The following is a 13,926-nucleotide window of genomic DNA, read 5'->3' on the forward strand; positions in this document are numbered from 1 at the left end:
CTGTTAAATATGGGGATCAAGTAACCAGACGCCTTGCTGATTAATGGTTAACGTTTGTTCACGTTCGCCACCCTGACCTGTTACAGAAAACGTGTAGTTGCCGGGTGCCAGCTGCAGCGCCGCAAAACCATTGGCTGCCGGAACCACTGCCTGAGGCTTGCCATTCACCTGAACACGCTCGCCGGGCTGGAGCTTAATATAAACCTGCGCCACAGGTTCAGGCGGTGGTGCCACCGGCTCCTGAGGTTTTTCCGGCTCGGCCTGGGCGGTCTGGGTTTGCACAGGCGTTGCAGCAGGTTGTTCAGCCGGTGCCTGAGTGGCTGGGGCCGTTTCGGTCTGTGCGACATTGGCAGGTGCATCACCTTCTTTGTCGCCGCCCGCCATCAGGACACCGACGCAAACCCCCACCAGCACACCTGCAGCGACCAGACCCGGCAGAGCAAAGCGGTTACGCATCAGCTTTTTCAGCGGTGTTGCCGGAGTGGCAGCCGCCTCATCCTCTTCCTGAACCGGTACCAGCATGGTACCCGGCCCACTGTGCTTCACTTCAGGCAGCGGTTCGGGTGCTTTCTCTGGCAGCACCATTGAGGCCGCGAAGGCATCAATGCTCTGTGGACGATCTTCCGGCTTCAGCGCCAGCGCGCGATCAACGGCCGCCAGTAAGGTCTGGCTGTAGCCGGCCGGTGCACGCTGAACCAAGGGTTGATAGTTATCTTCGATGCTGCGCACCACGCTGACCGGCGGCGGTGCGCCGGTGATTAACGTGTGCAACACGGCCCCCAGCGCGTAAATGTCCGTCCACGCGCCCTGCTCGCTTTCATCGTTATCGCTGTACTGTTCAATCGGCGCGTAGCCCGGACGCAGCATGGTTTCACTTTCATCAGAAAGGTTACCGATGGTTTTGCGCGCGGAGCCGAAATCCAGTAATACCGGATCGCCATTGCTCTGGATTTGAATATTATCCAGCGAGATGTCGCGGTGCAGATAGCCCGCATCATGAATGGTCTTGATGGCACCCAGCAGCGGTGGCAGCAGGCGACGTATCCAGTTCTCATCAATCAGATGGGGATGGCGTTCACGCATGTTAGACAGCGTGGTGCCGCTGTAAAACACCGTGCCCATATAGGCCGTATCGTTTTGCACCCAAAAGCGCAGAACGTGAAGCAGGTTCGGATGATTAAAACGTGCCAGCAGACGGGCTTCCTGAATAAAGCTGTTCAGGCCCGCATGGAAAGTTTTACTGAATCGCTCACTCCGCAATACCAGGTTCAGGTCGTCGCTGCGCACGGCCAGCGACGCGGGCATGAACTCTTTAATCGCGATATCGCGCTCCAGTTGGTGATCCCAGGCACGATAGACAATGCCGAAACCGCCACCGCCGATGACATCTTTGATTTCAAACTCATTAAACCGGTAACCAATCGGGAGGGCATTGGGTACATTCTGGTGATTATCATTTTCCGACATATTCGAAAGCTCTCTGATAACAAACGGCTTTAGACAGCAAACTGGCAAACAAACTCGCCCTGATCACAGCTGACCTGCACACGACGATAACGTTCATCACGAGCATGGGCGCTGAGCAGTATCTGGCTCATCTGCGGCAACAGGGTATTTGTCAGGATGGCATCGACCATGCGACCTCCTGACTCCACTTCCGTACAACGCTGCACGATCTGGCTGACGACCGAATCGTCAATAATGGCTTCAATACCGTGGTTCTCTTCCAGGCGGCGAACAATGCGCCCCAGTTGCAGCTTAACAATCTCTGCCAGCATCTCGTCACTGAGGGGATAGTAAGGCACCACCAGCAGACGGCCCAGCAGTGCAGGCGGGAACACCTCCAGTAAGGGTTTACGTAAAGCGGTGCTGAGCGCGTCAGGATCCGGCATCAGTTCCGGATCGGCACAGAGCGCACTGATCAGTTGCGTACCGACGTTAGAGGTGAGGATGATAATGGTATTGCGGAAATCAATGTGGCGCCCTTCTCCATCTTCCATCCAGCCTTTGTCGAACACCTGGAAAAACAGCTCATGCACATCAGGATGCGCTTTCTCAATCTCATCCAGCAGCACGACGCTGTAAGGACGACGACGCACGGCCTCCGTCAGCACACCGCCTTCACCGTAACCTACATAGCCTGGAGGCGCACCTTTCAGCGTTGAAACAGTGTGCGCTTCCTGGAACTCGCTCATGTTGATGGTGATGATGTTTTGCTCTCCACCATAAAGCGATTCGGCCAGCGCCAGCGCGGTTTCGGTTTTCCCGACGCCTGACGGGCCACAGAGCATAAACACACCGACCGGTTTATTGGGATTGTCCAGTCGGGCGCGTGAGGTGCGAACGCGTTTGGCAATCAGATCCAGCCCGTGACGCTGCCCAATTACGCGCTGATTCAGCGTGTCCGCGAGGTTAAGCACGGCGTCAATTTCGTTTTTCACCATCCGGCCCAGCGGAATGCCGGTCCAGTCGGATACCACTGCGGCAACGACGCTGGCATCAACGGCAGCAAACAGTAACGGGGCTTCACCCTGGACCGCATGCAACTTCTGTCGGGTTTCATCGAGCTGCTCGCGCAGGGAAGTTTCGCCTTCGGTCACGCAACGCGCGCGCAGGGCAATCAGCTGTTCGACCAGCTCACGCTCCTGCTGCCAGCGGGCGTCCAGCGCATCGCGCTCTGCTTCCAGGGCAGCGCGCTGGGCGGCAATAGTGGCCTGGCGGGTTTCATCACCCAGCCCCACTTTGACTTCACGTTCGGCGATCTCCGCTTCGATTTCCAGCGCGGCCAGACGGTGCAGGCAGTCTTCCAGCGCGGCAGGCTGTGCGCCCTGGCTGACGGCAACGCGTGCACAGGCGGTATCCAGTAAGGCTACGGCTTTATCCGGCAGTTGGCGGGCAGGAATGTAACGGTGAGAGAGCTTAACGGCGGCGCTGACGGCTTCATCCAGTAACAGCACCTGATGGTGTTTTTCCAGCGCGCTCACGGTGCTGCGCAGCATCAGGATCGCTTTTGCTTCATCCGGCTCCTGCACCTGAACGGTCTGGAAGCGGCGGGTCAATGCAGGATCTTTTTCGATGTATTTCTTGTATTCCGCCCAAGTCGTTGCGCCAATCGTGCGCAACTGTCCGCGCGCCAGGGCCGGCTTTAACAGGTTGGCGGCATCGCCTGTGCCCTGCTGACCGCCTGCACCGACCAGGGTATGAATTTCATCAATGAATAACACAATCGGCGTAGGGCTGGATTGCACTTCGTTAATCAGGGCCTGTAAACGCGCTTCGAATTCGCCTTTCATGCCGGCGCCTGCCTGCAACATGCCAATATCCAGCAGCCACAGTTGCACGTCACGAAGCGGTGCCGGTACATCACCGGCGGCAATGCGCAGCGCCAGCCCTTCTACCACCGCCGTTTTACCCACGCCAGCTTCACCGGTGAGTAATGGATTGTTCTGGCGACGGCGCATCAGGATATCCACCATCTGGCGGATCTCTTCGTCACGGCCCGCAACCGGGTCGATTTTGCCGTCGCGCGCTCGCGCGGTCAGATCCTGCGCATACTGCGCTAACGTGCTGTCGCCCGCCGCCGGAGGGGCGGCAGCATCGCCTGCGGGCTGAACCAGCGCCTGCTGAACTTCTTTACTGTTCGCCAGTAAGGTATCGAACTGCTCCAGTAAAGCATCGGCGTTCACGCGTGAAAACTGGGGGGAAATGCCTTTCAGGACGCTGGCGAGCGTAAAGGTCTTCAGCATACCTATCAGCAGGTGACCACCGCGAATGCGGGTCGCACCGTATTTGAGTGATGCATAAACCCAGGCGCGCTCAACGGCGCTGTCGATGTGTTCTGCGAGATCGGACACCGCACCCGCACCGCGCGGCAGGCGGTCCAGTGCAGCGACGATATCCCGCGTCAGCGCGTTTTCATCCAGTGAAAAATGCTTAATCACCTGCTGAAGATCGCCATCCTGCTGCTGCATGAGCTGATGCAACCAGTGCACCAGTTCAACATAGGGGTTGCCACGCAGTTTACAAAAGGCGGTCGCACTCTCAAGCGAGGTAAATAACAGCGTATCCAGTTTGCCGAATAGCACGGCACGGCTGATCTCTGACATATCGGTTCTCTTTATTGAAAGAAGCGGGCTAACTATCGGGGAAAGCGGTTGGGCTATGACGGCGTAGCTTCAACCTCAAAGGCAAAATCTTCACGATCGACAGGCTGCGGTTGCTGTCCAAGCCAACTGGTGTAGCCCAGCCGCGCCTGACCGCCAAGGGTTACGCCCTTAACGGCATCGGCTGCCAGAATCAGGCTGAGATCCCACTGCATCTCAATACCCAGATAGTGGCGCACCCAGTCACGCACTTCGCAAGCGCCCTGCGCGTTGGGTAAAAAACGTTCGTACTGCTCGGCGCTCAGTGGACCGATGCGCAGACGAAAACGATGCTGTACATCACGAACGGCCACACCGAGAAAGGCCGATTCACCCAGGCGCGGCATATGGCGACCGGCCGACAGACGGGCCTGATCGCGGCTGTCCAGGGATAACCACTGCGGCACGTTCTGTTGCAGCTTAACCGGAACGGCAAAGTAGTGACGCAAAATGCGTACCAGCCCTTCGGCATCGTGACCGTGGCGGCTGAGATGCCCTGACAGCATGAGGCGCGCATGCAGACTCAGCGAACTGGCTTTCTGCTGGGCCGGTAACCCAATACCGGCCACGCAGGCCAGATAATCCTGAAACCGCCGATCGTCGCGGCGATCCAGGGAGCTGGTTGGCTGTGAATTAGCCCAGGCACGGTAGAACAGCAGCGTGGCACGATGATGAAACAGATCGGCGAAAGCGCTCAGGCTGTGATCCTGATGGTGATCGATACGTCCGCGTACATATTCCGTCAGGTGCGTAGGGAGAGGGCCGTTGGGACCAAACAGCCCAAAGCTGTAAATGGAGACGTCGTAGCGTTCGTCCTGCTCACGCGCTTTAACCTGTGACACGGTCGACGGTGCAAAGGCCAGGGATGGCTTTTGCCCAAGACGCACGGCCTCAAATTTGGGCAGTGGCGCTTTACCTAAGGCATAACGCTGCCCACTCTGGGCGTCCAGCTTGCGTAGCAGCTGAAACAGATCATAGCGCCAGGGCGCGGCCATCACGGCCTGCCAGAAACCGTCAGGCAGACGCACCGCCCGCTGTAGGGGAATAACGTGCGCCGTCTCACTCATAGCAGCGCCTTTTTGCCCATGCGCGGCGGCCAGTAGCCCACTTCGCCGCGCTGCTGGCTGCTCAGGGTGAATTCGGTAAAGCTGTTAAGCGCCACAAGGCGAGAAAAGACCCGCTCCAGCACGCTGCCGAACAGCCAGGGGCTGGCACCTGAAAACGCCTGCTCATCCACCTCAAGCGCAATGCTGACCCCGCGCGCAAACACCACGGGTCCCGGCTCGGGCACCCGGCGGTGAACGGCTTTGAGGTTGCAGTGACGAATTCCGTCAATCTGACGCGTTAGCGGCGTTTCGGCCAGGCTGGCATACAGGCTCAGCATCTGGCGCAGTGCCGCAGCCCCTTCGCCATCGCTGCTGTCCATCAGGCTCAGATAGTTCATCTGCAGATGACTGATGAGTCGCCATGCTGAAAGCCCTTCAGCCAGCGCCGGACGCGGTGGGGTCGGGCCTTTGCACAATTTAAGTTGCCCGACAGGGATGGAATCCGGCATCACAAAGTTGGCCTGCTCTTGCTGTAGCAGCATCAAAGGCAGGTCACGGCTGGTGCACATCACTTCCGCAGACAAATAGCGGATATCGCTGTTCCACGGTGTATGATTTTGATCCACCAGGGAGAGAAACACTTCAGAACCGATATAGCCCGTTCGGGTGCCATAGCGCAACGCGTGCTCAGAGAGCGTGCGCTGTTCACGACGCAGGGAGAAATACGCGCCATAATCCCCGCCGTCATGACTGAAGGTGCTCCAGAACGGCCGGAAGATCTGCTCTTCGCGCTGCCCTTCGACAGAGGCAAACAAGCGCTTCACCGAATGGATCTCATAGTCCAGCGGACGAATGTTATCGACCACCAGGTGATACTCGTGCTGACTGTCACTGACCTTAAGCCGCTCGGCGGTTTTCGGGAACAGGTTAATGACCGGCGTGCAGTGCAGGGCCAGATGGGCGCTGTCGACAACGCTTTCCAGCGCCGCATCGGCCTTATCCAGCAGGATGACGATGTCAAACGACAGGGCGTTATCGCAGCGCTGCAGGAAAGGCGCCAGCTGACGCAGGCTGATAAACTGGAAGCGTGCCGGGAATGCAAAATACTCCTGCAGCAGGCGGTAGCCGTCAAAATTACGCAGATCGTCGGGCAGCAGGGCCTGCTCGGTCGAAAAGCCTTCCTGTTGAAGCGCGTCATCCGGCAGAACCTGACGTTGCGGTTTTGCTTCCACGGACTGCAGGATGATTCCGACACGATGCTGCATCAGCAGCTCCATCAGTTTCAGGGCCTGGATGTCGGGTCCGCTCAGGAAAAACATCACATCATCGAGACTGAGCTGGCTTAACGATGAAATGCCTTCGCAGGTGATGCGGATACGGAGGGCGCTGGACGCCGCCGTCGAGCCGCCCGCTTTCAACTCGCCTAACGGGATATCCGCTGGCACGCCACCTAACGACACATCGCTGATACGCAGGGGCTGTAACATCACATCGTGCGCGGTGGTATAGCTGCAGGTGACGCCCGTTTTTTTCAGGTTCTGGCTTTCCATCATTGTGCCGCGCGGCACTAAGAAACCGTTGCTGATATCGCCTTTGCGGCTGTCCGGCGTGAGCTGGGCGATGGCCATCGACGGCGTAGGTGAAAGGTAGCCCGGTGCCACCATTTCCAGCATCCGCTGAGAAAAGCGTGGAAACTCGGCATCCATCTTTAACTGCACGCGTGACGTCAGAAACGCGAAACCCTCCATAAGTCTTTCGACGTAAGGATCGGCGACGTCAATGCCGCGCATACCAAGCCGCCCGGCGACCTTGGGATACTGGGCAGCAAACTCCGCGCCCATCTCGCGCAGATAGGCCAGTTCACGGTTGTAGTAATCAAGCAGCTTGCTGTCCATGATTAACCTGCATCCTGTAGTTCAAAATGGCCGCTCTCTAAATCAACCTGAGTGCGGAACAGAAACTCCAGCGGGTACGGCACGCACCATAACCGGCCTTTAATCTCAATCGATAGTACGTTGTGCAGACTCAGAGAGGTCAGGTCGCTTACGCAGCGAACCTGTAAGCCCTGGGGTAAAATGCGTGGCTCAAAGTGCAGAATGGCATCGGTCATTTTCCGTTGCATATCCTGCCACTCGATGTCCGAGATATTCTGTCCGGCCAGGGGGGCCACGCCAAAATTCAGCACGGAACGCTGGACCTCCGTCAGGTCGCTCAGATCGTGCTGCGCCTCGTTATTGATGGTGTTGAATAACCACTGGAGATCGCGCAGAACATTACGTCGCAGCGTACTGTGGGTAATAATCGAACTGTTGCCTGACTCGGTGGTTTTATCTGGCGCGTCGTCTGTCAGCCTGTCCAGCAGGGACGACTGCAGTTTGTCACGCGCCGTCAGCGTGTCGCGATTTTTGCGCGCACGATAGCCGCCATGCAGCTGCGAATAGCCGTCACCGGACGAATTGTCATTACGACTCATGAGGTAACTCAGTTTCGTTGAAAATAAGCTGCTGCAGCGTCAGTAAGGGATAATCTGCTTCATCGCTGAGCCACATCTTTTGCCCGTGACCGATAAACTGACCGTCATCGCTGCCTGATTCCTGCCACTCCGTTACGCTTGCCCGCAGGAAGCGTTCATCAGCCTTGTCCTGAAGCGGGTAGCGCACCGGAATCTGACAAATTTGCTCACTTCCGTCCACCAGCTGCAGGCGAGTATGGCGCCAGACCAGATCCGTGACGCTTGCCGGAGCCTGAAACTCTATTTCGCTGATGGCAGCAAACGGGATCCAGTAATAGTGTCCATTGGCGATGGCTTCACAGACCGGTCCGAAGCGGCTGTCACCGTCCATTATCCAGGCGAACGGGCTTTCCCCCTCCTGGGTTGTGGCCGTACCGGCGCTCGCCTCTGCGCTTTCCAGCGCCTGAGCACGCAGTGCCGCACCGACGGCCTTATCGCCCGCTATGTCCGCTTTCAGCGCGGCCAGTAAGACCTGGCACCACGGCCAGGCGCTTCCTGGCAGTTGCGGCTCGGCTTCACCGCGCAAAACCGCTGCACGTTTCTGTTCGCCCTCAATAGCCTGTTGCAGCAAGGTCACGGTGGGCTGCGCCTGAGGCAGCATGGCCAGCCAGGATTTCAGCTGTGTCTGCGCCCTGCTCCAGTTACCGTCAAGGCACAGGAGTTGCACAAATGCCGCCCGTAAATCCGCATCAGCCGGATTCGCCTGGATTTGTGCAGTGATGCTGGACAGGTTTTCCGCCAGGGTAGCATTGGCCAGTCGCTGTTGTAATGAGTCCATTCAAACTCCTTATGCCTTAGTTGATGGTGCGATACACGGCTGCGGCCGGATCTTTGAGTTCCGGATGCAGTTTTTCCACCAACTGCACCTTAATGGATGCAGGGCTGCTTAACCAGGGTGACCAGATCTTACGCACTTCCTGCAGGCGCGCACGCAGCGCATTTTCGTCTGCCGCTTCACTGGCGGGCATCTCAACCACCACCTGGTTTATCGCCTGCCAGCCGTTAAACTGCTGGCTAAATGGCAACACCAGCCAGCTGTCGGGTGACTTTTCATCACTCAGCACCATGCGTTCGCTGTTAACCGTGGTAATGGTCAGTTCATCAACCTGCTGTTTATCGTTCAGGCCCGCAACCGGGAACCCCTGCAGAAAACTCACGGAAACGGATTTGGTCGCGTCTTTGCCCGTCTGGGTCAGCGTGCTGTGCCCGCTTAACCAACCATCTTTGCCACAGGTGACGCCCTGTTTAGCCGGCACAAACAGGGCGCTGGCCTGCGAGGGCTGATGCCACCAGGTGCGGAAATGACAACCGTCCAGCAAGCTAAACTGAAGCCACGGTGTGGTATCCGCCGCTGGCGAATTCAGCACGACAGGCGCGGCGGGCGGGCTGACGGGCGCCTGCTGCACCGGCGCCTGTTGGGCGGGCTGAGCCGGTTGAACGGGCTGTGCAGCGGCAGGCGGAGTCACCACCGATTTCCACTGCTGCGCTTTCGCGGCCGTACCATTGGCCAGTGCGCCGCCCTCGGTATCGGTTAATTGCCAGCGCAGCTGCTGTAACGGCTTACATTGTGAGGCCATCAAGCCCGCAACGCGCGGTAGGAAATCACTCAGCACCGACGCATCTTTATCGCCATGCGTCACAATGCGCAGGTTTACGGTGCTCTTACACCAGCTCGACAGCTGGTTATCTTTTACATCATCAATCCAGACATCCAGTTTCTGAGTTGGCGACTGCACAATGCGATAGTTCTCTGCAAAGGCATGTGTACTCAACAGCAATGCAGTCAGGCCCACTAATCCATATTTCATGTTGGCGTTCTCAATCTCGAAGAGGGAAAAACTGCGCCGCATCAGACAGCGAGTGCAATAAGGTGGTGTCTTCTGGTGAACCTACCCACACAGCCATGGCGCTGAAGTTGTCCTGTTGACCCCCCTGCGGTTGGCTGTTTTTGATAATTTGTTGCATCAGGGTCAGCCACTCTTCTGGCGTATTCACCATATGCAATGATTGCTGCATTTGTTCCAGCGTCACGCCATGCCAGAAACCATCCGTACACAGCAAAAAGGCATCCCCATCCTCAATAGGTACCACATCGCTGTAACTGGCATCCCGCTGTTCATCGCCCATGCCTAATGCAAAATAGAGCAGGTTACTGTTAATGCCTTCTGTCTGGTGCCCGGCATCTTTCATTTGCTGAATCAGGCTGTGGTCTGTGGTCACGTGGTAGAGATAGCCCCGACGAAACAGGTAAAGCCGACTGTCGCCTGCATGCGCCCAGTAGGCCAGTTCATAGTCTCTGTCGATAAACAAACTCACCAGCGTGGTGCCCATCCGGCTGTGCTGACTGTTTGCCTTTTGCTGTTGCCGAATGGCGCCATTGGCATAATTAACGTAATCGCGAATGGTTTGCGCATCGAGATGCGCATTGCCATCAAAGGCTTCCATCAGGCTACTGCGTGCAATTTTTGCTGCCACGTCACCGCCGGGAAACCCTGCCACACCATCACACACCACAAAGCAAGCCGAACGCTCGCCGATGCTCTCACCGGTTTGATCCTGATTGCTGGCGCGGTCGCCCTGATTCGACGTGGAAGCAGTAGAGATATTCATGCGTCATCCGTGTGGGTTTGTGAGTCTTTATACTGATTTACTTCCATGTCGTACGCGTGCAAGAAGGCTTCGCCAAACAAGGTATGGAAGTCATCTTCAATTTCACCGGCAGTTTCGCCATAGCGCTGGATAAAATGCTCCCACAGCGCGGCTTTACGGCTGCCGGGTAGTCCAATGCGCGATACGGAACCGTTTTGACGCGCTTCTTCTTCGAGCTGATCGGGGTTAAAGGACTGCAGCATGGAAGCAATAATGGCGCGAATACCGGCAATCATCCCTAACTGGTGCGCCTGGAGGTCAATCAGTGCGTCACGCACGGCCTGGCGTGGCGGCATAAAACCTGGCATACGGCTGCCAAACATCTGCATCAATACGGTTTTACCTGACGGCAGCAGCTTAAAAGGGTTGTTAGCATCATCCAGGATCACGGTCATGTCGGCTTTTACACCGCGTTTTAAAATCGACCGGGAAGACAGCAGTGCCACCGTTCCCTGCGAGAACATGCTGAGCATCTGGCCGAACTGCCGCATCTGCTCGCGATCGAACTGCGGTGTCGGTTGCAGATCCTGCAGGCCCATACCTTCCAGCAGTGCATCCAGCAACTCGCCCTTTAAGGCATCGCCGCTACTGGCGTTGCCACTCTGCTCGGTCCCGCCGCTGTTATTGTGCGAGGCAACCGGATCGATGCGCAGCCGCCCTTTTGGCGTGGGCGAAGGCGTGCGTTGCACCGCCTGCGGTGTTGGCAAGGTAATGCCGCCGTAATCAATCGGGCTTTGCGCTCCTTCAGGCTGGGCAGGCTGCGGTTGAGGATCGAAAGCGGGATCGTGAGTGACCTGCGTTTCAGTGTGATCAAACAGCGGTGAACTGCTTAAATCAGCCAACTCAACCGGTGCAGTATCCAGGATATCTGGCATCGGCTGGTGATTTTCTTGCGGCTGTAATGGCGCCGCTTGATGGAGTTCTTTCTGCTGCAAGGGTGCAGACTGATGGTTTTCTTTCGGCTGCAAGGGTGCAGACTGATGGTTTTCTTTCGGCTGCGATGGCGCAGCCACAGGTTGCGAAACCGGCATATCTGGCTGAGCCAGCGGCACGGCACCGCTCATCATTAACCCCAGCGGATCGTCATGATGACGCGGGTCCGGCGTGGTCTGGCTGCCAAACAGATTTAACGGGTCCACGTCTGTGGAGGTTTCCTCTATTTTGGGCTGCCCTTGCGCATTTTGTTTTGCCGACAAGGTGCTGGGCGTGCGGTCATCAAAAATGCTTTCCTGAGCAAACAGTGCATCCTCTTCATCAAACAGGCTGCTTGTCTTAGGTTGTTGACCGATATCCAGCGGTTTATCGCTCATTAACTGAGCCAGCGGATCTTCGGGATTACGGTTTGCCGCTGTAGAGGTTAACGGATTTGCCTCCGGCATTTCTGGCGCAGCACTTTTACGTTTCGATAAATCATCAGAAATTGAAAACTCTTTGGCAAGGCTGTCCCAGATCTCGCTGGGAATGGCAGCCGTGCTGGCAGCCGGCGCCTGTACAGGGACCGCATTGGGTACGGGCTGCGGCTTAGGTGCGGCTGCAGCGGTCAACGGAGGCTGCTGCGATTGCTGCTCGCCATTAAGATCGTTAACCAGCAGGCGATAGTCGTCGATGCCGAGAATATCTCCGTCCTGCAACTCCACCTGACGTCCACGTTCAAGCGGGATGTCATTCAGCAGCACGCGCGTAACGTTACCGCGGTTGGTCAGGCGACATTCACCCTCTGCAGTAATATGCACGATAGCCTGCAGGCGAGAAATAGTGCGATCGTCGTCGGGCAATATCAGATTATTATCCACGCCTCGACCAATAGTGCCGCCTGGAGGAAGAAAATCGAAACTGATTTGCGGCGGTTCATGGCCGGGTTTAGCGGTTATTATCGTAAAGCGCATCACGGATTCCTGCGGTTAGCTGTTCGACATCTATATCGCGCGTCTCTCGGGGAGAAAGGCGGGATATAGAAGCGTAGTCAATGGTACGGAAGATAAACGCAACCCTAATGTTGCAGATAGCCATCCGTGAAAGTTAATCGTAGGGCATTTCTGATAATTCTTTCGTGCGTAACTCATCAAGCCTGGCGACGCACTCGTTATTAAATACGGTGTGCGCATTGCTGCCTTTATCTGCGGGATGCGCATATAACTGGCACTGCTCGTCACGGTAGGCTAACCAGTGACGCTGGGATTGAATAAACAGGTTCTGGTAGTTCTTTTTAGCTTGAGGTTCACTTTGAAAAACATGTTCGATACGTTTTTTCGTCGCCCCGTAGGCCTGATTTAAATCGTCTTCTGCATGTGCCCGGTTATTCTCGGCACAGCTAAACACATCGGCATCACTGGTCTTTTTAGCGCAGTCATCAAGGGCGTAAACGGCGGAAGAAAAACCAAACATGATAAAAGTCGCACATCCCAAAAAAGATATCTTCATTTTTTATATTGACCTGTTTTAAAGATGTAAAAGCGCATTGTTTAACTGATGTCAGACTACGGTGAGGAACTCGCCTATTAGGGCAAGGCGCAACTCAGGGCATTGTCCTGTAAAGGGTTCGCAGTTCCTTGATCGATTTTGCTCCTGAAGCTCCAATTTTCCTCGTCAGCGGCTCATTGATAATGATCGAGTGATTGGTCAGGTCGACAGAAACGATAATGGCTTCCTGTGCTGTCGTATTGGGAGACGCAACGTCATATATCACCGCGATGATGACTTTATTATCTTTTTCATCGAGCATACCGACAGAGCGAGTCGCATGACATGTTTCCGCTTCCCAGTCACCGAATCCAATTGTTGGTAAAACACGCTCTGCCTGGTGAGCGTTGTTTGACCAGGCGACAAAACACACGTCCTTATCTTGTGAGTCGAAACCCTGCCCGGCAATAAAACTGCCCAGAACTTTGCCTTCATTAACCAGATGAAAACTTTGGTGTGGAACTGGAGAACCGCCCTGAATGCCTTTATCAGACGATAATTTATAAATACTTTTCTGATAGGGCGTATCTGCTATAGGAGCAAGGGAAAGCGCAGCCAATACGTGAAAAGGGGTTAACAGCGATATAAACATTAGTACATAGCGCATAATATTTTATGTATCCATTGACGTAATGACCACTTAAATGATGAAAATATCATTGCACCACTATAACGTCATATCAGCCTGTTAAAAAATCAGTATGGCAGCAGTTTAAGTACGGCCGTAAGCTCAGTATCCATTCTATAAATGCAGAGATTCGTTGTGACAGCATATGGATTACTGCCTTCTTCTGCAGCAAAAGCTTCAAGATGACATTGACCATTCCTGCATTTAAGCCAATTACGCTGCGTATCAACCATAATCCCGGCATACTGCTCACCCAGTTTTTTTTAGGAGCCGTACATTTTTACAATGCGCTCTCTTGCAAGACCCTATTCGTGATTTAACTCTTTTTCAGCCTGGCTTTTGTATTTAACAGAACATTGATATAGCTCGACATCATTACTTGTTTTAGAACACGGTGTTTCTGCGAAGCAGGAAGCTGAAAAAACAGCGATTGAAGCCACGAAAAACGCTGCGTAAATTTTCATTACTCACTCGACTCCGAAAGTTACA

General features: G+C 55.4%; 11 protein-coding genes. All 11 read right to left on the bottom strand.

Annotation, left to right across the window (positions count from 1 at the left end):
- Window positions 1-3 precede the first annotated feature (3 nt).
- The 11 genes from ACPXSQ_RS08485 to ACPXSQ_RS08535 all read right to left on the bottom strand — a co-directional run bounded on the left by ACPXSQ_RS08485 (window position 4) and on the right by ACPXSQ_RS08535 (window position 13,416).
- Window positions 4-1,467: a serine/threonine protein kinase gene (locus ACPXSQ_RS08485; protein WP_024471006.1), complete on the bottom strand. Its 1,464-nt coding sequence runs from the start codon at window positions 1,465-1,467 to the stop codon at window positions 4-6.
- Between the two features lie 29 nt (window positions 1,468-1,496).
- Window positions 1,497-4,106 (bottom strand): type VI secretion system ATPase TssH, encoded by a 2,610-nt coding sequence (gene tssH, locus ACPXSQ_RS08490; protein WP_015700022.1) that lies wholly within the window; start codon window positions 4,104-4,106, stop codon window positions 1,497-1,499.
- Between the two features lie 53 nt (window positions 4,107-4,159).
- Window positions 4,160-5,209 (bottom strand): type VI secretion system baseplate subunit TssG, encoded by a 1,050-nt coding sequence (gene tssG / locus ACPXSQ_RS08495; RefSeq protein WP_013026234.1) that lies wholly within the window; start codon window positions 5,207-5,209, stop codon window positions 4,160-4,162.
- Window positions 5,206-7,083, bottom strand: a complete 1,878-nt coding sequence (gene tssF / locus ACPXSQ_RS08500; RefSeq protein ID WP_013026235.1) for a type VI secretion system baseplate subunit TssF — start codon at window positions 7,081-7,083, stop codon at window positions 5,206-5,208. The genes tssG and tssF overlap by 4 nt, the downstream gene beginning before the upstream one ends.
- A gap of 2 nt (window positions 7,084-7,085) precedes the next feature.
- Window positions 7,086-7,661, bottom strand: coding sequence for a type VI secretion system baseplate subunit TssE (gene tssE / locus ACPXSQ_RS08505; RefSeq protein WP_013026236.1), 576 nt, complete (start codon window positions 7,659-7,661; stop codon window positions 7,086-7,088).
- Window positions 7,651-8,478 carry a type VI secretion system accessory protein TagJ gene (locus tag ACPXSQ_RS08510; RefSeq protein ID WP_013026237.1) on the bottom strand — a complete coding sequence of 276 codons (828 nt, stop codon included), beginning with the start codon at window positions 8,476-8,478 and terminating at the stop codon, window positions 7,651-7,653. The genes tssE and ACPXSQ_RS08510 overlap by 11 nt, the downstream gene beginning before the upstream one ends.
- A gap of 16 nt (window positions 8,479-8,494) precedes the next feature.
- On the bottom strand, window positions 8,495-9,508 hold the full coding sequence (locus ACPXSQ_RS08515) for a hypothetical protein (RefSeq protein WP_033766021.1): 1,014 nt from the start codon (window positions 9,506-9,508) through the stop codon (window positions 8,495-8,497).
- Window positions 9,509-9,518: 10 nt separating this feature from the next.
- Window positions 9,519-10,310, bottom strand: a complete 792-nt coding sequence (locus tag ACPXSQ_RS08520; protein ID WP_013026239.1) for a PP2C family protein-serine/threonine phosphatase — start codon at window positions 10,308-10,310, stop codon at window positions 9,519-9,521.
- Complete coding sequence (gene tagH, locus ACPXSQ_RS08525; RefSeq protein ID WP_072404036.1) at window positions 10,307-12,235, bottom strand: type VI secretion system-associated FHA domain protein TagH; 1,929 nt, start codon at window positions 12,233-12,235, stop codon at window positions 10,307-10,309. Before tagH ends, ACPXSQ_RS08520 begins: the two co-directional genes overlap by 4 nt.
- 133 nt (window positions 12,236-12,368) lie before the next feature.
- Window positions 12,369-12,770 (bottom strand): lysozyme inhibitor LprI family protein, encoded by a 402-nt coding sequence (locus ACPXSQ_RS08530; RefSeq protein ID WP_015700019.1) that lies wholly within the window; start codon window positions 12,768-12,770, stop codon window positions 12,369-12,371.
- Between the two features lie 94 nt (window positions 12,771-12,864).
- Complete coding sequence (locus ACPXSQ_RS08535; protein ID WP_072404037.1) at window positions 12,865-13,416, bottom strand: hypothetical protein; 552 nt, start codon at window positions 13,414-13,416, stop codon at window positions 12,865-12,867.
- Window positions 13,417-13,926: the final 510 nt, after the last annotated feature.

Origin of the sequence: Pantoea sp. EEL5 (assembly GCF_049892805.1) — a bacterium.
GTDB lineage: Bacteria > Pseudomonadota > Gammaproteobacteria > Enterobacterales > Enterobacteriaceae > Pantoea > Pantoea ananatis.

What these genes read in the sequence shown, in the direction of transcription:
- ACPXSQ_RS08485 (WP_024471006.1), bottom strand. Translation starts at nt 1,467, where the DNA reads ATGTCGGAAAATGATAATCACCAGAATGTACCCAATGCCCTCCCGATT.
- tssH (WP_015700022.1), bottom strand. Translation starts at nt 4,106, where the DNA reads ATGTCAGAGATCAGCCGTGCCGTGCTATTCGGCAAACTGGATACGCTG.
- tssG (WP_013026234.1), bottom strand. Translation starts at nt 5,209, where the DNA reads ATGAGTGAGACGGCGCACGTTATTCCCCTACAGCGGGCGGTGCGTCTG.
- tssF (WP_013026235.1), bottom strand. Translation starts at nt 7,083, where the DNA reads ATGGACAGCAAGCTGCTTGATTACTACAACCGTGAACTGGCCTATCTG.
- tssE (WP_013026236.1), bottom strand. Translation starts at nt 7,661, where the DNA reads ATGAGTCGTAATGACAATTCGTCCGGTGACGGCTATTCGCAGCTGCAT.
- ACPXSQ_RS08510 (WP_013026237.1), bottom strand. Translation starts at nt 8,478, where the DNA reads ATGGACTCATTACAACAGCGACTGGCCAATGCTACCCTGGCGGAAAAC.
- ACPXSQ_RS08515 (WP_033766021.1), bottom strand. Translation starts at nt 9,508, where the DNA reads ATGAAATATGGATTAGTGGGCCTGACTGCATTGCTGTTGAGTACACAT.
- ACPXSQ_RS08520 (WP_013026239.1), bottom strand. Translation starts at nt 10,310, where the DNA reads ATGAATATCTCTACTGCTTCCACGTCGAATCAGGGCGACCGCGCCAGC.
- tagH (WP_072404036.1), bottom strand. Translation starts at nt 12,235, where the DNA reads ATGCGCTTTACGATAATAACCGCTAAACCCGGCCATGAACCGCCGCAA.
- ACPXSQ_RS08530 (WP_015700019.1), bottom strand. Translation starts at nt 12,770, where the DNA reads ATGAAGATATCTTTTTTGGGATGTGCGACTTTTATCATGTTTGGTTTT.
- ACPXSQ_RS08535 (WP_072404037.1), bottom strand. Translation starts at nt 13,416, where the DNA reads ATGCGCTATGTACTAATGTTTATATCGCTGTTAACCCCTTTTCACGTA.